Source organism: Corynebacterium otitidis ATCC 51513, assembly GCF_000296405.1.
GTDB lineage: Bacteria > Actinomycetota > Actinomycetes > Mycobacteriales > Mycobacteriaceae > Corynebacterium > Corynebacterium otitidis.
Window position 1 is genome coordinate 50643 of the sequence record NZ_JH815192.1, and the last position, 18856, is coordinate 69498.

Below are 18856 nucleotides of genomic sequence, written 5' to 3' on the forward strand. Positions count from 1 at the left end.
CCGCGGCCCGCTCCTCGAGCCGCCCGGGCGTCTCGTCTGTCGCGCCGCCCGCGCGGGCCGGGCGGTACGGGGCGAAGAGCTCCTCGCGGCTGAGTTCGGGGAGCTCGCCCGCGGCGAGGTGCGCGGCCATCGCCGGGGACGCCGCGACGCTGGGGATCAGCCCCTCCCCGGCCGGGCCGGCCTCCCGCGGGGCGGCGCGCCCGCCGAGCACGGCGAGGCGATAGCGCTCCCCCACGGCGAGCTCTGCCGCGTGCCACACCGGCTCCGGTCGGGGCCGGCACTTGGCGGGGTCGGCAGCCCGCCAGCCGTCGACGAGGAGGCGCGCGGCCGCGCCGGCGTTTCCCGGGCCGAGTGCGAGCCCCACGGGCGGGGCGCCGACGCTTCCTGCGATCGCGGCCGCCGCGGCGAGCTGCCCGGCGTGCTCGCGAAGCGGCAGGCTCGCCACCGGCCCGAGTGCCGCGCCACCGGGCCCGCGCTCGAGGCCGACGAGCACGAGCTCGTCGCGGGGGAAGTAGCCGAGCAGCCCGGGAAGGGCGGCAAGCAGCCCGCCCGGCCCGCTGATCGCCGCGCCCGCGGGCGGCGTCGGTGTGGTCTCCATGGCTACCGGATGGTGCCCGCGGCGCCGCCTCGGCGCAGCGCCGGCGGCCGCTCTGCCTGTGGAGCGCGGGCCGCACCACGGCGAGTTATCCACAGCGCGGCGGGAATACCGGGTCCGGGCAGGGCGTTATCCTGGGTGTCTACACCGCCGACCGCGGCCCCGGGCGCGCCGAGCGCGACACCCCCAGGGCCACCGGGCCGCGGCCGAGACCCTAACGGTGGCTTGATGAGGAGGTAGCCAATGGCTGACGAGCACAGCCGCATGTACGGGCTCGAGTACCCGTCCCCCGAGCTTCCCAGCGGCGAGGAGCAGAGCATCACCCTCGTCGTCGCCCTCGAGGGCTACGCCGACGCCGGGCAGGCGGTGGCGGGCGCCGCGCGCCACCTGCTCGCCGCGCTGGACAACCGGCTCGTCGCGTCCTTCAACCTCGACGAGCTCATCGACTACCGCTCCCGCCGCCCGACGACGACGCTGGACCGCAGCTCCGTGACCGACGTCGAGGACATCTCGCTCGAGCTCCACGTGCTGCGCGACACGAAGGGCACGCCCTTCCTGCTGCTCACCGGCCCCGAGCCGGACCTGAAGTGGAACTCGTTCATCGACGCGGTCGCCGGCCTCGCGGAGAAGTTCCACGTCACCCAGACGGTGTGCCTCTACGCCGCGCCGATGACGGTGCCGCACACCCGCCCGCTGGTGGTCACCGCGCACGGCAACTCCGCGGAGCTCGTCGGCGACGCGGTGCGCTTCCCCGGCCAGATCGCCGTGCCCGGCGCGGCGGCGCTGCAGCTCGAGCGGCACCTGGGCCGCAAGGGCAAGAAGGTCGCGGGCTTCACCGCGCACGTGCCGCACTACGTGGCGGCCTCCCCGTACCCGGAGGCGATGCGCAAGCTCCTCGAGCGGGTCGCGCAGGCCGGGCAGCTGGAGTTGCCGCTGCTGGCGCTCTCGAAGGACGAGCAGCGCGTCGCGGAGCAGCTCGCGGAGCAGACCGCCGACTCCCTGGAGATCCAGCAGGTCGTCGGCGCGCTCGAGCGGCAGTACGACGAGGAGGTCGCGAAGTACCGGCAGATGGGCGCGCTGCCCGAGTCGGGCTCCGCGGAGCAGATCCCCTCGAGCGAGGAGATCGGCGACGAGTTCGAGCGCTTCCTCGCCGCGCTCGACGAGGGCCGCGGCGGCAAGTCTGAGGACGGCAAGGGCGGCGAGGCCGGCCCCGGCGAGCCCGACGGCGGGCAGAACGAGGGCGACGGCAACCCCGAGGACAGCGGCGACGCCGACGGCGGGGACGACGACGACCAGCGGTAGCTAGGGCCCTAACCCGTCCTCCGGGCGCGCCCGGCTCCGGGCCTTGTCCTGCCGCGCCGTTAGAGTGGGTGGCGTGACTCTCAGCGCCATGCTCCCCGATCTCACGGATGTGCCCGAGCAGTACGTCGACGAGGCGATCGTCGACTCGTTTCGCGCCTGGGCCGGCGAGCAGGGGATCAGCCTCTACCCCGCCCAGGAGGAGGCGATCTTGGGCCTCGCGGCGGGCGACAACGTCGTGCTCGCCACCCCGACGGGCTCGGGTAAGTCGCTGGTCGCCGCGGCGGCGCACTTCATGGCGCTCGCCCGCGGCCAGCGCACCTTCTACACCGCGCCGATCAAGGCGTTGGTGAGCGAGAAGTTCTTCTCCCTGTGCGACACGTTCGGCCCCGAGAAGGTCGGCATGATGACCGGGGATTCGACGGTGAACGCGTCCGCGCCGATCGTGTGCGCCACCGCGGAGATCGTCGCGAACCTCGCGCTGCGGGAAGGGCCGCACGCCCGCATCGACCAGGTGGTCATGGACGAGTTCCACTACTACTCGGACCCGGACCGCGGCTGGGCGTGGCAGGTGCCGCTCATCGAGCTGCCGCAGGCGCAGTTCCTCCTCATGTCCGCGACCCTCGGCGACACGGCCGCGCTGCGCGGCGACTTAAGCCGCCGCACCGGCCGGGAGACGGACCTCGTCGAGGGCTCCGAGCGGCCGGTGCCGCTCGACTTCTCCTATGTCGACACCCCGGTCCACGAGACGGTGGAGCGGGCGCTCAAGGGCGGCCAGGCGCCGATCTACATCGTGCACTTCACCCAGAAGGAGGCCACCGAGCGCGCCCAGGCGCTCACCTCGCTTTCCATCGTCTCCGAGGAGGAGAAGCGTCAGATCGCCGAGGAGATCGGCTCGTTCCGGTTCACGACGACGTTCGGGCGCCGGCTGCGCACGCTCGTGCGCCAGGGCATCGGCGTGCACCACGCGGGACTGTTGCCGAAGTACCGCCGGCTCGTCGAGCGGCTCTCGCAGAAGGGCCTGCTCAAGGTCATCTGCGGCACCGACACCCTCGGGGTGGGCATCAACGTGCCCATCCGCACGGTGCTGTTCACGGGGCTGGCGAAGTTCGACGGGCGCCGCGAGCGGATCCTCAACTCCCGCGAGTTCCACCAGATCGCCGGGCGCGCGGGCCGGGCCGGCTTCGACACGAAGGGCACCGTGCTTATCGAGGCGCCCGAGCACGAGATCGAGAACGCCCGCGCGAGGAGGAAGACAGGCGACGACCCGAAGAAGGCGAAGAAGCTCAAGCTCAAGAGCCCGAGGAAGGGCTCGGTGTCGTGGAACCGCAACACCTACGACAAGCTCGTCGCGAAGGAGCCGGAGCAGCTGCGCTCGAGGTTCCGGGTGAGCAACGCGATGCTCATCAACCTGCTGGCCCGGCCGAAGCAGGCCACGGTCGACGAGGAGGGCCCGGTCGGCTACCGGGTGGCGCGCCACCTGTTGCGCGGCAGCCACAACACCCGCGCCCAGCAGAACGACGACATCCTCACCGCCGTGGAGCTGCTGCGCGGCATGGTCACCGCGGGCATCGTCGCCGAGCGCGAGGTGACCGGGCCGGCGGGCACGTTCCCCGTCTTCGAGCTCGCCCAGGAGCTCGACGGGGACTTCGCGCTCAACCAGCCGCTCGCGCCGTTCGCGCTCGCCGCGCTCGAGCTCTTGGACCCCGAGGAGCCGACCTACAGCCTGGATATCGTCAGCGTCTTCGAGTCGATCCTCGACGACCCGCGCCAGGTGTTAGTCGCCCAGGAGCGCGCCGCGCGCGGCGAGGCGATCGCCGAGCTCAAGGCCGACGGCGTCGACTACGCCGAGCGCATGAACCGGGTGGAGGACATCACCTGGCCCAAGCCGCTGACCGAGCTGCTCGGCGACGCGTTCGACACGTTCCGGGAGGGCGCGCCGTGGGCGAAGTCCTTCGAGCTCTCCCCGAAGTCGGTGCTGCGCGACATGATCGAGAAGGCCATGACCTTCTCCGACCTCATCTCCGCCTACGGGCTGGCGCGCTCCGAGGGGGTGGTGCTGCGCTACCTCACCGACTGCTACCGCACGCTCAGCCACACCCTGCCGCAGGCCTACCGCACCGAGGAGATCGACGACATCCTCGCCTGGCTCGGGGAGCTGTTGCGCCAGGTCGACTCCTCGCTCGTCGACGAGTGGGCGGAGCTCGCCGACCCGGACCAGCCGGTGAGCCAGGAGCGCGTCGACCGGGAGGTCGCCTTCGGCGTGGAGGACCCCGACGCGCTCACCGCGAACCGGCGGGCGTTCCGCATCATGGTGCGCAACGCGCTCTTTAGGCTCGTCACGCTGTTCGCCGACGAGCGGGAAGAGGAGCTCGACCGGATCACCGAGTACCTCGACGAGCGGCCGGACTTCCCCGCCGCGATGGACGACTACTTCGACGAGTTCGACGACGTCGACACCGGCCCCGAGGCCCGCGGCCCCGGATACGTGCACATCGAGGAGGAGGGGCGCCGCTGGCCGGTGCGCCAGATCCTCCGCGACCCCGACGACGAGCGCGGCTACGCGTTTAGCGGCGTCGTCGACCTGGACGCCTCCGACGAGGCCGGCGAGGTGCGCTTCGCGGAGCTGCGCTTCGAGGAGAACTAGCCTTAATCCGGCCCGACCGTGCACCGGGGCCGCGTCGTTCACTCCCCCGGGGCCGCGCTACTAGAGCGCGCGGGGCGCCTCGCCGGCGGGCGGCAGCGGGCCGCCGACGGCCTGGCGGAAGAGGTGCGCGGCCGAAAGCGCCGCGACCGGCAGCGTCGCCGCCGCCGACAACGCCGAGGAGACGACCGCCACGGCCGTGGGCCCGGCGGGCGCCACCGCCGCGGAGACGAGCCCCACCACGAGCGAGACGACGATCCCGTAGCCGACGACGAGCGCGACGAGCCCGACCGTCGGCTTGTAGGCCGCGCGCCCCAGCGCGGCGCCGAGCGCGATCGCGCGCCCGAAGGTGGCGCGCCGGTCGGCGGCGAAGAACTGCCAGTAGATGAGAAACGGCGCGAGCAGGATGGGCGCCGCGACCCCGACGAGCACGCTGAGCAGCGAGGCGATCGCCGCGCCGCCGGGCCCCGCCGCGAGCGCGCCGCCGATGATCGGGGCGGCGAGCATGGAGACGACGACGAGCGCGGCGAGCTGCGCGAGGCCTGCGAGCAGCTGGGTGAGAAACGTCGGCCCGTAGTTCGCGCCGCGAAGCGCCGATCCCCAGTCGAGGCGGGGCCGGTCGACCTGCCTCAGCGCCGCGGTGACGGCGAGGGGCGCGACGAGGAGCGCCAGCGCCGAGGCGAGCAGCGAGTAGGTCACCGCGCCGCGCGCGAGCGAGGCGAGGGCCGCCTCGTCGATCTGGCCGGGCTCGATGTTGGGGCCGACGAACGCCTGCATGAACCCGGCGGCCGCGCCAAGCGCGAGCCCCGCGGTAAGCCACACGCCGGCGTTGTTCAGCCCGGCGCGAAACGCCCACGACAGGGCCTCGGTGGGCCTGGGCGGCCACGCGCCGCCGGGCGCGGGCTCCTCCGCGGCGAAGTCCGCGGCCCAGTCGTCCTCCGGGTGGCGCGGCGGCCAGTTCGTCATGAGGTGTTTCCTCCCAAGCTTATCGTCGTGGCCGATCGCGGCGCGGCGCGCCGCGGCCCTTCTTCTCCCAGGCTATCGGCCGGGCGGGTGGGCCCGCCTGGCGAGGTGGCCCGCCTCGTAGAATGGGTGCCCAGACATGACTGACGCGACCTCCCCCGCCCCCGACAAGGCCGAGCTCTACGACCGGCTCGGCGGCCTCACGATTTCCGAGGAGCGCCGCTTCCGCCGCCGGCTGAAGAAGGCGCGCCGCCCGCAGGCGCTCGCCGCGATCGGCGAGGACCTCGAAGCGGCGCTCGCGGCGAACGAGGCGCGCGTCGCCGCGCTGCCTAAGGTGAGCTACCCCGAGGACCTGCCCGTCGCGGAGCACGCCGACGACCTTAAAGAGGCGATCGCGGACAACCAGGTCGTCATCGTCGCCGGCGAGACGGGCTCGGGCAAGACCACCCAGCTGCCGAAGATGCTCCTCGAGCTGGGCCTCGCGAGGCGCGGGATCATCGGCCACACCCAGCCGCGGCGCATCGCGGCGCGCAGCGTCGCCGAGCGCATCGCCTCGGAGCTCGGCACCGAGGTGGGCTCGGCGGTGGGCTACGCGATCCGCTTCGACGACAAGGTCTCCGACTCGACGGCGATCAAGCTCATGACCGACGGCATCCTGCTCGCGGAGATGAAGCGCGACCGCCGGCTGGAGCGCTACAGCGCGATCATCATCGACGAGGCCCACGAGCGGTCCCTCAACATCGACTTCCTGCTCGGCTACCTCAAGCGGCTGCTCCCCGAGCGCCCGGACCTCAAGGTCATCATCACCTCCGCGACCATCGACCCGGAGAGCTTCGCGAGGCACTTCGCGGACTCGGACGGCGAGCCCGCCCCGGTGGTGGAGGTCTCCGGGCGGACCTACCCCGTCGAGGTGCGCTACCGGCCCCTGGAGGCCGAGGAGCCCTCGGGGCGGCTCGTGCAGGTCGAGCAGCAGGAAGGGGTGCTCGCCGCGGTGAAAGAGCTCATGGCCGAGGGCAAGGGCGACATCCTGTGCTTCTTCGCCTCCGAGCGGGAAATCCGCGAGACGATGGACCACCTGTCAAAGAAGCTCGGCCGCGGCGTGGAGCTCGTGCCGCTCTTCGGCCGACTCTCCAACCAGGAGCAGCACCGGGTCTTTAGCCCGCACTCCGGGCGGCGCATCGTGCTCGCGACGAACATCGCCGAAACCTCTCTCACTGTGCCGGGCATCCACTATGTCGTCGACACCGGCACGGCTCGCATTTCGCGGTATTCGACGCGCACGAAGGTCCAGCGCCTGCCCATCGAGCCGGTCTCCCAGGCCAGCGCCAACCAGCGCTCCGGGCGCTCGGGGCGCATCGCGCCCGGCGTGGCGATCCGGCTGTACTCGGAGGAGGACTTCGACTCCCGGCCAAAATTCACCGACCCGGAGATCCGCCGCACCAACCTCGCGAGCGTGATCCTGCAGATGGCGCTGCTGCTGCTCGGGGATATCCGCGAGTTCCCCTTCGTCGACCCGCCCGAGGCGCGCGCCATCAAAGACGGGCTCACGCTTCTCACCGAACTCGGGGCGATCACCGCGCCCGACGCCGCCGACGTGCGGCTCACCGGCGTGGGCCGCGACATCGCCCGGCTTCCCGTCGACCCGAAGATGGCGCGCATGCTCGTCGAGGCGCACCGCCGCCTCGTGCTCGAGCCGGTCACCGTCATCGTCGCGGCGCTGTCCATCCAGGACATCCGCGAGCGCCCCTTGGAGCAGCAGGCGCGCGCCGACCAGCTGCACGCGCGCTTCAAGAACACCGCCAGCGACTTCTTAAGCTACCTGGGCCTGTGGGACTACCTCGCCGAGCAGCGAAAGAACCGCTCCGGCAACGGGCTCAAGCGCATGATGAAGGAGGAGTTCCTCCACTACGTGCGCTACCGCGAGTGGCGCGACCTCGTGCGCCAGCTGCGCGGCGCGACCCGCGACCTCGGCTGGGAGGGCACCGGCACGGCCGATAACGACGGCCGCCGGGACGCCGACCGGGACGCGATCCACCAGTCGCTGCTGTCCGGGCTGCTGCCGCAGATCGCGGTGCGCGACGGGAACTCCAAGGACTACCAGGGGGCGCGCGGCTCGAAGCTGCGGATCTTCCCCGGCTCCGGGGTGGCGAAGAAGACCCCGGAGATGATCATGGCCGCCGAGCTCGTCGACACCTCCAGGCTGTGGGCGAGGGAGGTCGCAGCAATCAGGCCCCAGTGGGTCGAGGAGCTCGGCGGGGAGCTCCTCAAGCGCCACTTCGGGGAGGCGTTCTGGTCCCGCAAGCGCGGCCAGGCGATGGTGCACATGTCGATCACCCTCTACGGGCTCACCATCGTCGCCGACCGCACCGTCTCGCTGCACCCCCACGACCCCGAGCTCGCCCGCGACATGTTCCTACGCCACGCGCTCGTCGGCGGCGACTGGGACGCCCACCACGAGTTCCTCTCCCACAACCGCCGCCTCTTAGAGGAGGCCGCCGACGTCGAGGACAAGGCCCGCCGCCGCGGCATCGTCGCCGACGAGGACGCGCTCTTCGAGTTCTACGACCGCCGCGTGCCCGCCTCCGTCACCCGCGCCTCCGAGTTCGACAAGTGGTGGAAGAAGGAGCGCAAGAACAACCCGGGCCTGCTGGACTTCTCCCTCGACGAGCTCCTCGACTCCGACGAGGCCGGCGCCGTCACCGCGGCGGACTTCCCCGACGCCTGGCCCGTCGGCGACCGCAGGCTCGCCCTCTCCTACAGCTTCGAGCCCGGCGCCGCGACCGACGGCGTCGCCGTCGAGGTGCCCGTGCCCATGCTCGCCTCCCTCGACCCCGCGCCCTTCCGGTGGCTCGTGCCGGGGCTTCGCGAGGAGCTCTTCACCGAGCTCATCCGCAGCCTGCCCAAGGGCCTGCGCCGCGGGGTCGTGCCCGCCCCCGACTTCGACGCCCGCGCCCTCGAGATCGCCACGCCCGACGACGGCTCCCCGGAGGAGGCGCTCGCCGCCGCGCTCAAGCGGCTCGGCGCGGCGGGCATCGACGCCTCGGACTTCCGCCCCGAGAAGCTCCCCGCGCACCTGAAGATGACGTTCAGCGCGGTGAACAAGAAGGGCCGCGTCGTCGACTCCGATAAGGACCTCGCCGCGCTGAAGGACCGGCAGTCGGGCCAGATCACCCGCTCGGTGAGCCGACTCGCCGGCGGCGAGGAGGCCAACGCCAAGGAGTGGACCAACGACACCCTCGGCGAGATCAAGGAGGAGGTCACCACCCGCGTCGACGGGCACGACATCGCCGGCTACCCCACCCTCCTCGTCACCGAAAAGGGCGTGGCCCGCAAGGTCATGCCCACCCGCCGCGAGGCCGAGGCCCGCCTCACCGCGAGCACGCTCACCCTCCTGCTGCGCGACGTGACCGTGAAGACCCCGCAGCTCGTCAAGGGCCTGCCGCTCCAGCAGCGCGTCGCCGTCGACAACTACCCCCACGGCGGCGCGGACGCGCTCGCCGAGGACGCGCGCGTCGCCGCCACGAGGGACCTCCTCAACGCGCTCGGCGGGCCGGAGCGCACCCCGGCCGGCTTCGAGAAGCTCAAGGCGGAGGTCCGCGGCCGCGCGCCCGGCGAGGCCCGCAAGATGATCGTCGCGCTCGCGCCGGCGCTCGTCGCCTACGACAGGGTCTCCCGGGAGATCTCCGGGCGCTCCGGGGAGGCGATCGACGACATCAAAGCTCAGCTCGAGTTCCTCCTGCCGACAAACGCGCTCGTCGTCCACGGCATCGAGCGGCTCAAACACCTGCCGCGCTACCTCCAGGCGATCGAGGTGCGACTCGGCGACATGAGGCTCGACCCGGACCGCGACCTCGACCGCCAGGACGAGGTCCAGGCCCTCGAGGACGAGCTCGCCGCCGCCGCGAAGAAGAAAAAGCTCGGCCCCCGCAACCCCAAGGTCGCGGCCATCGCGTGGCAGCTCCAGGAGCTTCGGGTGAGCCTCTTCGCGCAGCGGCTCGGCACCGCGCAGACCGTCTCCGTGCAGCGGGTGCGCAAGGCCATCGGGAAGCTCTAGACACAAAAAGGCCCCGGCCGCGCACTCGATGGTCGGGGCGGCCGGGGCTCGGGCGTTGGCCCGGGCTAGCGGGCCTGGCGCATCGCCTCGATCTCGCGGGCGAAGTCCTCGGCCGAGTCGAAGGACTTGTATACCGACGCGAAGCGCAGGTAGGCGACCTCGTCGAGGTCGCGCAGCGGCTCGAGGATCGCCAGTCCCACGTCGTTGGCGTTGACCTGGGAGCTGTGCTCCTTGCGCACCGTCTCCTCGACGGTCTGCGCGAGCCGCTTGAGCGCGTCGTCGGAGACGTGCCGGCCCTGGCAGGCGCGCCGCACGCCCCGGATGACTTTCTCGCGGCTGAACGGCTCGGTGATCCCGTTGCGCTTGACGACGAGCAGGACGGACTTCTCGAGCGTGGTGAAGCGCTTCTTGCACGAGAGGCACTCGCGGCGCCGGCGGATCGCCGAGCCGTCCTCGACGATCCGGGAGTCCCGCACGCGGGACTGGTCGCTGTTACAGAACGGGCAATACACGAAAAACTCGCCTGGCTCACTTCGCGCGTCGGCAATAGTGCTCGCCCGGGGGCCGCTCTCGCGCCGCGCCGGGCGGACTTAAGCCTAGCCGCCGCGGCGCGCCGGCCCCTAGCCGAGGACCGCCGACGCCGATGCGCTCACCGGCGGGGCGCCGGCCGGGTCCTCGTCGGCGGCGAGCGCCGCTCCCCCGGCGAGCACGACGAGCCCGAAGATCCCGCCGACGAGAAACGAGCGCCAGCCCTCCCCGCGCCGCGCGCGCCCTTTCCGGCGGGCGGCGGGCTCCGCGACGGAGAGCGTGCGCACCCGGCGCCTGGCGCCGAGCCCCGCGGCCGGGTCCCACACCGCCGGGCGCTCGGGGCGCCCGTCCCATCGAACCATCGTGCTCATCACCGATCCCGCCTTTCCGTCGTGCTTCTTGTTGCCGGCGGCGACCCGCCGGCGTCCGATCATCTGTTCGATGATTCGAACGCTAGCACGAATCGCGGACGTTTTCGAACACGTAATCGAACGAACCGCCGTTCGAACCGCCGCCTCCCCGTTCGAACACGCGTGTTAAGCTTCGGAAAACGCCCCGGTGGCGGGCTCGAGTCCGCCGCGCCCCGGGAGAATCGACCGGCAAGGAGGACAAGCACCGTGCCCAGGACCCCGAAGGCCGCCTCCCGGCCGACGTTCGACCCGGCCGACGGCACCCCGGACATGAGCTCGCTGTCGCCGAGGCAGCGCACGATCCTCTCGTTTATCACCGAGTCCTTCCAGGAGCGCGGCTACGCGCCCACCTACCGGGAGATCGGCATCGCCGCGGAGCTGAAGTCGACGTCCTCGGTGTCCTATCAGCTCAGCGAGCTCGAGGCGAAGGGCTTCCTCCACCGGGAGCAGAACAAGCCCCGCGCGGTGGGCGTGCGCTCCGCCGCGCCCGCCAAGCCCGCCGCGGGCGCCGAGGATTCCCCCGCCCCGGAGGGCTCCGTGCCGGCGAGCTACATCCCGCTCGTCGGCTCGATCGCGGCCGGCGCGCCGATCCTCGCCGAGGAGAACGTCGACGACTACTTCCCCCTGCCGCACGACATCGTCGGCGAGGGCGAGCTGTTCATGCTCCGGGTCTCCGGCGACTCGATGATCGACGCCGGCATCCTCGACGGCGACTGGATCGTCGTGCGCAGCCAGCCCGTCGCCGAGAAGGGCGAGTTCGTCGCCGCGCTCATCGACGGGGAGGCGACCGTCAAGGAGTTCCACCGCGACCGCACCGGCGTGTGGCTTTTGCCCCACAACGACGACTACCGCGCCATCAACGGCAACGACGCGACGATCATGGGCAAGGTCGTCACCGTCATGCGCAAGCTCTAGCCGCGCCGCCTGAGGCGCGCGGCGAAGGGAGGAGTCCCCGTGTCATCCGTCATCGCGTCCGTCATCGAGCTCACCGACCGCGTCCTCGGCGAGCGCAGCGACCTCTCGCGCAACTGGCGCCGCCTCGAGCAGCGTGCGGAGTTCAGCGACAAGGGCCTCGTCGGCGCGGTCTACGCCGCCGCCGGGGCGACGGCCAGCGCCGCGGTCGCCGACGCCGCGGAGCGGGACGCGCGCGCCGTCTTCGACGAGGACGAGCGCGCCCAGCTGCGCGCGCTGGCCGCGACGATGACGATGAACAACGTCGGCCACCGCGCGAAGCACTTCCTCGGCTTCGAGCGCCACCCCTTCGGGATGCGCAGCAAGGCCACCACCGAGGGCCCGCTGCCCGAGCGGGAGGTCTGGGAGCTCGCGGTCTCCGCGGTCAACGGCTGCGAGGTGTGCCTCCGCGAGCACGCCGAGCGCGCCCGCGACGCGGGGCTGACCGACGACGGCGTGTGGCACGCCGTCACGGCCGCGTCGCTCACCGCGGCGCTCGCGCACGCCGCGCGGGCCGTCGAGGCCGCGGAGCGCGCCGAGGGCTAGCTCGCGGCGGCCTCCCCGCTCGAGCCCAGGCCGTCCTCCTCGCGGTCGGCCCCGGCCGAGTCCTCGGCGCCGCCGAGGGTGAGCTCGAGGTCGTTCTCCCGGGCGAACTCGGCGAGCTCCGAGGCGAGCCTCGACGGCACGAGCGCCTCGATGGCGGTACCGTCGGGCATGTAGTCCTCTCCCAGCACCGAGCCGAGCCGGTGCACCCGGGAGACGACGTCGCCGCGGGTGTAGGGCACGAGCAGGCGCACCCTCGTCTCCAGCGAGTTGAGGAACAGCTCGATGGCCGACTCGAGCTCGTCGATGCCCTCGCCCGTCGCCGCTGAGACGAAGTGGCACTCGCGCAGCTGGTGGCGCAGCTCCGCCAACGTCACCGGGTCGGCGGCGTCGATCTTGTTGACGACGAGGATCTCCGGGGGCGCGGGCTGGCCGGCGTCCTCGGCGACCTCCGCGACGATGGAGCGCACCGCCTCGATCTGCGCGAGCGGCATCGCGGCCGCGCCGTCGACGACGTGGACCATGACGTCGGCCTCGAGGAGCTCCTCGAGCGAGGACTTGAAGGACTCGACGAGCTGGGTGGGCAGGTGGCGCACGAAGCCGACCGTGTCGGTGAACGTGACGCTGCGCCCGTCGGCGAGCTTCGCGTGCCGGGTCGTCGGGTCGAGGGTTGCGAAGAGGGCGTCCTCGACGAGCACCCCGGCGCCGGTCAGCGCGTTGATGAGCGAGGACTTCCCGGCGTTCGTGTAGCCCGCGACCGCGACCTGCGGGACGAGCGAGCCGCCGCGCTTGGCGCGCTTGACCTCGCGGGAGGTCTTCATGTGCGCGAGCTCCTTGCGCAGCCTCGCCATCTCCGCGCGGATGCGGCGCCGGTCGGTCTCGATCTTCGTCTCGCCGGGGCCGCGCAGGCCCACGCCGCCGTTCGAGCCGGCGCGCCCGCCGGCCTGGCGCGAGAGGTTCCCGCCCCAGCCGCGGGCCCGGTTGAAGAGGTACTCGAGCTGCGCGAGCGAGACCTGCGCCTTGCCCTCCTTCGAGGAGGCGTGCTGGGCGAAGATGTCGAGGATGAGCATCGTGCGGTCGATGACCTTCGCGTTGAGCTTCTCCTCGAGGCTCACGAGCTGGCCGGGGCTGAGCTCCCCGTCGGCGATGACGGTGTCCGCGCCCGTCGCGGCGACGACGTCGGCGAGCTCGGCGACCTTGCCGGAGCCGACGTAGGTGCCGGGGTCGGGCCGGTCTCGGCGCTGGTAGAGGATCTCGAGCACCTCGGAGCCGGCGGTCTCCGCAAGTGCTGCGAGCTCCTGCATCGAGGCGTCGATCTCGTCGGCGGTGGCGTCGCCCCACACTCCGACTAACACGACCTTCTCGAGGCGGAGCTTGCGGTACTCGACCTCGTAGACGTCCTGCTGCTCGGTGCGGGTGATCTCCGTGCCGCGCCCGATGTGGCGCAGCGCGTTGCGCGACTCGAGGTCGAGCTCGCCGGTGGTGGGCTCGCTCCCCCGGGGGCTGGCGCCGGCGGCGCCGAAGTCTGTCCTTGCCATTGTCCTCCTGTGGCCTAGCTGTGGGGCCGATCCTACCCGGCCACAGCGCCGCGGGCCGCAGGTTTCTTCCCTCCCCGCTGCCCCTAGGGCTAGGCTACGGAGGCATGAACGCTGATCTCGTGAGCATCGGGCTGAAGTTCCCCCGCTGGCAGGACGCCGTGGAGGCTGCGATCGGGTCGAACAACCTCACCGTCGCCGGGGAGGTGCGCGGCGGGCAGCTCGTGCAGTTCAGCGACCGCTCGGGCGCGCAGATCAACATCCTCGCCGCAGAGCCCTACGCGACGTTCGCGGGCTTCCGCTCGGAGAGCCTCGCGTTCGCGAACGTCACCATGCTCAGCGACGTCATCGCGCTGCTCAACGTCGTCGACGGGGCGGGCAACGACGTCGCCTCTCTGACGGCGAACCTCGCGCAGGGCCCGCTCATCGCCGACTCCGAGGGGCTCACCTTCGAGCAGGTCGCGCTCACCGCGCTCATGGTCGACGCCGACTGCTACGACTCGGCGCTCGACTACGAGACCGCCACCGGCGAGGTGTTGGGCCTCTTTCTCTCCCCCGGCGCGGAGCTCGTCGCCTCGGGCTCGGGGCACGCGACCCCGGACGCGGCGGCGGAGTTCTCCGCCGAGGTGCTCGAGGCCGAGTACCGGCACAACGCGCTGACCGGTCAGCGCTTCATCCACGCCACCGTCGACGGGCCGTTCGCGTTCGACGTGTGCCTGCCCGACCGCGAGGAGCTGCCGCAGAAGGGCTCGGTCGTCGCGGGCACCGCGGTCATGGCGGGCTCCCTGCTCAACCCCGTGGGCGGGGCGTGCGGCTGCGGGGGCGGCTCCTGCGGCTGCGGCGGGCACTAGGCGGACCCGGCGCCGCCTCCCGGCTTCGGGGCCGGGGAACTTTGGCCAAGGCAGGTGAGTTTCTTTAGACATGCGCGACGGCTCGAGGCTGCCCGCCTGGTTCGCGGGCGTCGCCGCGGTGCTCCTCACCGCGGCGGTGCTCGTCGTCGTGCTGCGCCTGCCCGGTCTCATCATCGCGGGGCTGCTCGGGCTCGTGCTGGCGGGGCTCGCGGCGCGCGCCACGAGGCAGGACTCCACCGCCGTGTGGGAGCTCGCCGACGCGCTCGGCGAGTGCCGCCGGGAGATCTCCGACGTGCTTGGCGCGCTCGACGACTTCACGCACTCCCCCGAGGCCGACCACCTCGCCGACCGGACGCTCAAGCGCCCCGCCCTGCTCGACGAGGACTCCGCCGTGCCGGAGATCGCGCGCTTCTACCAGCTGGCCGCCGGCGCGGAGCAGTTCCTCTCGAGGCTCGACAAGCTCTCGCTCGAGGAGCTGTCCGCGAAGCGGCTGCGCGGCCTGCTCCACGTCGCCGACGAGCGCGCCGCCGCCCTGCAGCAGGCGTGGCGCGACGCGAGGGAGCGCGCCCTGGAGCTCGGGCCCGAGGGCGGCGAGGGCGCTCACTGAGCCCGGCGGGAACGCCGACAGAAAAACCCGCCCCGGTGCCCGCCGGAGCCATCGCGGCGCCGCGATGGCCTCGGCCGACACCGGGGCGCGTCCTAGGGTTACTGAGCTCCTCGATCCCGCTGGTAGAGGAAGAGCTGCGATACGGCAGGAATGACGGCGGCGATCACCACGATGTACCCGCCATAGCTCCTTAGCGCGTCGGACAGATCGCCGACGATCACCGCCACGACGCCGACGCCAACGCAGAAGCATACGGCAGCAATCAGCACGGTTTTCGCGACGTAGGACCACACTGGTTTATCCGGCTGACTTGTCACGACACCCCTTGTTTTCGCCTGTTCACCGGGTCCACGGCGCGGCTCACCACGCCGCTCCGGCCGCAGATTCAGCAGCCGGCACCACGACGCTACCTTTAATTGCACAAGGCGGACACCGCTGTCCCAGAGGCCGCGGCTCATCCGGCTCACCGGCGGCGCGAAGCGGGTCCTTCCTGGCGCGATGGGAGCTCGCCGGAAGGGGCGTGACGCGCCGGCTACAGCGTGGCGCGGCCCTCGGCGACGAGCCGTGAGGGCCCGCGCAGCACCGCGCGGCCGGGCTCGACGCGCACGGCGACCTCCCCGCCGGGCACGCCGACGACGACGTCGCCGGTCTCCCGGCCGCCGGAGAGCAGCGCCGCGCGCGCCGCGGCGACGGTGCCGGTGCCGCACGAGCGGGTCTCGCCCACGCCGCGCTCCCAGACGCGCATGTCGACCCGGCCGTCGGCGAGCGGCGTGACGAGCTCGAGGTTCCCGCCCGCGGGGAACTGCGCGGGGTCGAGCGCGGGCGCGGTGAGCTCAAGCTCCGCGAGCCGCTCGGCGTCCAGGCCGCCGATGACCGCGGCGAGGTGCGGGTTGCCGACGTCGACGACGTAGCCGGAGAGCGTCCACGGCCCCATCGAGGCGGTCGCCTCCCCGCCGAGGCGCGGCTCGCCCATGTCGATGCTCACGTCCGCGGCGCGCTCGTCGGCGGCGTGCACCGTCACCCTCCTCGCGCCGGCGCGCGTGCCGACGGTGAAGGTGTCCTCGTCGACGAGCCCGCGGGCGGCGAGCCAGTGGGCGAAGACGCGAAGCCCGTTGCCGCACATCTCCGCGACCGAGCCGTCGGCGTTGCGGTAGTCCATGAACCAGTCCGAGGCGCTCGTGCCCTCGGGGATGATGTCGAGCTCCCCGGCCTCGACGAGCGCCCCGCCGCGCGCGACGCGAAGGAGCCCGTCGGCGCCGATCCCGGCGCGCCGGTCGCACAGCGCCCGCACGGTGTCGGGGGCGAGCTCCTCCTCGGCGCCGTAGTCGGCGACGATGACGAAGTCGTTCTCGGTGCCGTGGCCCTTGCTAAAGGCGATGGGTTCGCCGCTGCTCGTGGTCATGCGAGCAAGTCTAGCGCCCGCTCGGCCGGGTTCTCGGCCGCGGGAAGCCAGGTGATGCGCGGGTCGCGGCGGAACCAGGAGCGCTGGCGGCGCACGTAGCGGCGGGTGGCCATCTCGATGCGCTCTCCGAGCTCCTCGCCCGGGAGCTGGCCCGCGAGGTGGTCGAGCACCTGGGCATATCCGATGGCCCGCCCGGCGGTCGAGTCGCGCTCAAGCCCCCGCTCGATAAGCCCCTCGGTCTCCTCGACGAGGCCCTGCTCGAGCATCCCTTGGGTGCGCCTGGCTATGCGGGGTCGCAGCCATTCGCCCGGCGCCTCGAGGGCGAAGAGCCTGGTGCCCCAGCGCGGCGGGGCTTCCTTGGGCGGCTGGCTCGCCTTGAACGGCTTGCCGGTGAGCTCGATGACCTCGAGGGCCCGCACGGTGCGCCGCGGGTCGCGGTCCTCGATCTTCGCGGCGGCCTCGGGGTCGCGCTCGGCAAGCTCGCGGTGAAGCTCGTCGATGCCGACCTCGTCGAGGCGCTCATACCAGCGGCGCCGCACCTTAGGGTCGGTGGGCGGGAAGTGCCAGTCGTCGACGAGCGCCTGGGCGTACATCATCGAGCCGCCCACGAGGATGGGAACCCGGCCGCGCGCCATGATCGCCTCGACGTCGGCGACGGCGTGCTCCTGGTACGCCGCGACGGAGGCGGCGTCGGTAACGTCGAGGACGTCGATCTGGTGGTGCGGCACGCCCTCGCGCTCCTCGGGGCTCAGCTTCGCGGTGCCGATGTCCATGCCCCGGTAGAGCTGCATGGAGTCGACGTTGACGACCTCCCCGCCGAGGCGGTGGGCGAGCTCAAGCCCGAGGGCGGACTTGCCGGAGGCGGTGGGGCCAAACACGGCGACCGGGGCAAGGGAATTCGTCGAAGTCATCGGCCGCCAGCCTAGCCGCGCCGGGTATGGTGAACGCCATGACTACACCAGGGTCTCCGCACCGCCGCATCCCCTCCCCGGGCGACCTCGCCGGCCGCGCCGGGGCTAGGAAGGCGCCGCGCCCGGGCGGCCCCACGGGGCCGTCGCCCGAGAAGTTCGGCCGCATCGACGACGAGGGCCGGGTGCTCGCGTTCGTCGACGGCGGCGAGCGGGAGGTCGGCCAGTGGCAGGCCGGCTCGAAGGACGAGGGCTTAAGGCACTTCGCGCGCCGCTTCGAGGACCTGCGCACCGAGGTCGACATGTTGGAGCGCCGGCTGCGCGACCAGCCGGGCGACGCGGCCGCGATCCGCTCATCTGCCCGGGAGATCGCCGAGGGCCTGCCGACAGCGGCGGTGCTCGGCGACCGGGAGGCGCTGCGCCGCCGGCTCGACGGCATCGTCGAGGACTCCTTCGCCGTCGCGGAGCGCTTCGACCGCGACCGCGAGGAGGCCGCGAAGCGGGCCCTGGAGCGCAAAACCGCGCTCGCCGAGGAGGCCGAAACAATCGCCGCGGAGTCGACGGACTGGAAGGCGGCCGGCGACCGGCTCGCCGCGATCGTCGAGGAGTGGCGCTCCATCGACGGGCCGGGCAGGAGCAAGGACCGCCCGCTGTGGGCGCGGCTGTCGAAGGCGCGCTCGGCGTTCAAGCAGCGCCGCGGCTCCCACTTCGCGGACCTCGACCGGCAGCGCGCCCAGGCGCGCCGCCGCAAGGAGGAGCTCGTCGCCGCCGCGGAGGAGATCCAGGACTCCGAGGACTGGGCGGAGACCGGCAGGAAGTTCCGCGACCTGATGCGCGAGTGGAAGGCCGCCGGCCACGCGCCGCGCGCCCAGGACGACCGCCTCTGGGAGCGCTTCAGCGCCGCGCAGGACCGTTTCTTCGATCGGCGCCACGCCGTGGAGGCGGAGCGCGACCGCGAGTTCGAGGCTAACGCCAAGGCCAAGGACGAGCTGCTCGAGAGCTACGGCCCGCGCATCGACGCCGCCGGCTCTATCGACGAGGCGCGCGGCCTGCTGCGCGAGCTGCAGGAGCGCTGGGAGGACGCGGGCTTCGTGCCGCGCTCGAAGAAGCAGGCCTACGAGGAGAAGATCCGCGGCCTCGAGGAGCGCGTCGCCGACGCGGAGCGCGCCGAGTGGCGCCGCACCGACCCCGAGGCCCGCGCCCGCGTCGAGCAGTTCGCCGGCCGCGCCGAGGACCTCGCGAGGCAGGCGGCCGACGCCGCGAAGGCCGGCAAGGAGAAAAAGGCCGAGGAGCTCAGCGCGCAGGCCGAGCAGTGGCGCGAGTGGGCCCGCACCGCCGACGAGGCGCTCAAGGACCGCTAAGCAGCGGCCGCGGCCCGCAATCAAAAACGACGCCGCCCCGCCTCCCGTCGGGAGGTGGGGCGGTTACTTTTACGTACCGGCTATCCCCGGCCGGGTGCCTCGGCCGCGCCCGGGGCGCTAGGCCTCGTCGCTCTTCCGGTCGGCGTCGCCGCGGCGCTCGTCGCCGCCGGCGGGGCGCTCGCCTTCCGCGGCGGACCTCGCCTCG

General features: G+C 72.6%; 16 protein-coding genes. 8 read left to right on the forward strand and 8 right to left on the reverse strand.

Annotation, left to right across the window (positions count from 1 at the left end; genetic code table 11):
- A partial coding sequence (locus HMPREF9719_RS00255) for a DUF4192 family protein (protein WP_004599937.1) occupies positions 1–598 on the reverse strand: 598 nt, incomplete at its 3' end.
- A 240-nt stretch (positions 599–838) separates the two neighbouring features.
- Between HMPREF9719_RS00255 and HMPREF9719_RS00260 the strand changes: the two genes are divergently transcribed.
- Both HMPREF9719_RS00260 and HMPREF9719_RS00265 read left to right on the forward strand, forming a co-directional pair.
- The gene (locus HMPREF9719_RS00260) at positions 839–1897 is read left to right on the forward strand and encodes a PAC2 family protein (RefSeq protein ID WP_004599938.1); all 1059 of its coding nucleotides are present in this window, start codon (positions 839–841) and stop codon (positions 1895–1897) included.
- An 88-nt stretch (positions 1898–1985) separates the two neighbouring features.
- Positions 1986–4541 (forward strand): DEAD/DEAH box helicase, encoded by a 2556-nt coding sequence (locus tag HMPREF9719_RS00265; RefSeq protein WP_004599939.1) that lies wholly within the window; start codon positions 1986–1988, stop codon positions 4539–4541.
- A 60-nt stretch (positions 4542–4601) separates the two neighbouring features.
- Here HMPREF9719_RS00265 and HMPREF9719_RS00270 read toward each other — a convergent pair whose 3' ends face one another.
- Positions 4602–5504: a hypothetical protein gene (locus tag HMPREF9719_RS00270; RefSeq protein ID WP_004599940.1), complete on the reverse strand. Its 903-nt coding sequence runs from the start codon at positions 5502–5504 to the stop codon at positions 4602–4604.
- A gap of 136 nt (positions 5505–5640) precedes the next feature.
- Here HMPREF9719_RS00270 and hrpA point away from each other — a divergent pair, with 136 nt between their 5' ends.
- Entirely contained in the window at positions 5641–9555 is a 3915-nt protein-coding gene (gene hrpA / locus HMPREF9719_RS00275; protein ID WP_004599941.1) for an ATP-dependent RNA helicase HrpA, read from the forward strand.
- A gap of 65 nt (positions 9556–9620) precedes the next feature.
- On the opposite strand, the gene nrdR is transcribed toward hrpA, so the two are convergent.
- Positions 9621–10067 (reverse strand): transcriptional regulator NrdR, encoded by a 447-nt coding sequence (gene nrdR / locus HMPREF9719_RS00280; protein WP_004599942.1) that lies wholly within the window; start codon positions 10065–10067, stop codon positions 9621–9623.
- 108 nt (positions 10068–10175) lie between these two features.
- Positions 10176–10517 carry a hypothetical protein gene (locus HMPREF9719_RS00285; RefSeq protein WP_038082683.1) on the reverse strand — a complete coding sequence of 114 codons (342 nt, stop codon included), beginning with the start codon at positions 10515–10517 and terminating at the stop codon, positions 10176–10178.
- Between the two features lie 183 nt (positions 10518–10700).
- Between HMPREF9719_RS00285 and lexA the strand changes: the two genes are divergently transcribed.
- Positions 10701–11408, forward strand: a complete 708-nt coding sequence (lexA, locus tag HMPREF9719_RS00290) for a transcriptional repressor LexA (protein ID WP_004599944.1) — start codon at positions 10701–10703, stop codon at positions 11406–11408.
- A 39-nt stretch (positions 11409–11447) separates the two neighbouring features.
- Complete coding sequence (locus HMPREF9719_RS00295; RefSeq protein ID WP_004599945.1) at positions 11448–11990, forward strand: carboxymuconolactone decarboxylase family protein; 543 nt, start codon at positions 11448–11450, stop codon at positions 11988–11990.
- Here HMPREF9719_RS00295 and hflX read toward each other — a convergent pair.
- On the reverse strand, positions 11987–13525 hold the full coding sequence (gene hflX / locus HMPREF9719_RS00300) for a GTPase HflX (protein ID WP_004599946.1): 1539 nt from the start codon (positions 13523–13525) through the stop codon (positions 11987–11989). The genes HMPREF9719_RS00295 and hflX overlap by 4 nt on opposite strands.
- 104 nt (positions 13526–13629) lie before the next feature.
- On the opposite strand from hflX, the gene HMPREF9719_RS00305 reads away from it, so the two are divergent.
- The gene (locus tag HMPREF9719_RS00305; RefSeq protein WP_004599947.1) at positions 13630–14373 is read left to right on the forward strand and encodes a hypothetical protein; all 744 of its coding nucleotides are present in this window, start codon (positions 13630–13632) and stop codon (positions 14371–14373) included.
- Between the two features lie 70 nt (positions 14374–14443).
- Positions 14444–14980, forward strand: a complete 537-nt coding sequence (locus HMPREF9719_RS00310; protein ID WP_004599948.1) for a hypothetical protein — start codon at positions 14444–14446, stop codon at positions 14978–14980.
- Positions 14981–15078: 98 nt separating this feature from the next.
- Here HMPREF9719_RS00310 and HMPREF9719_RS09290 read toward each other — a convergent pair whose 3' ends face one another.
- The 3 genes from HMPREF9719_RS09290 to miaA all read right to left on the reverse strand — a co-directional run bounded on the left by HMPREF9719_RS09290 (position 15079) and on the right by miaA (position 17293).
- Positions 15079–15297 (reverse strand): hypothetical protein, encoded by a 219-nt coding sequence (locus HMPREF9719_RS09290; protein ID WP_004599949.1) that lies wholly within the window; start codon positions 15295–15297, stop codon positions 15079–15081.
- Positions 15298–15512: 215 nt separating this feature from the next.
- On the reverse strand, positions 15513–16358 hold the full coding sequence (gene dapF / locus HMPREF9719_RS00320; RefSeq protein ID WP_174269515.1) for a diaminopimelate epimerase: 846 nt from the start codon (positions 16356–16358) through the stop codon (positions 15513–15515).
- A gap of 20 nt (positions 16359–16378) precedes the next feature.
- A complete protein-coding gene (miaA, locus tag HMPREF9719_RS00325; protein WP_004599951.1) occupies positions 16379–17293 on the reverse strand; it encodes a tRNA (adenosine(37)-N6)-dimethylallyltransferase MiaA in 915 nt (304 codons plus the stop codon).
- Between the two features lie 38 nt (positions 17294–17331).
- On the opposite strand from miaA, the gene HMPREF9719_RS00330 reads away from it, so the two are divergent.
- Positions 17332–18651, forward strand: a complete 1320-nt coding sequence (locus tag HMPREF9719_RS00330; protein WP_004601826.1) for a DUF349 domain-containing protein — start codon at positions 17332–17334, stop codon at positions 18649–18651.
- Positions 18652–18856 lie beyond the last annotated feature (205 nt).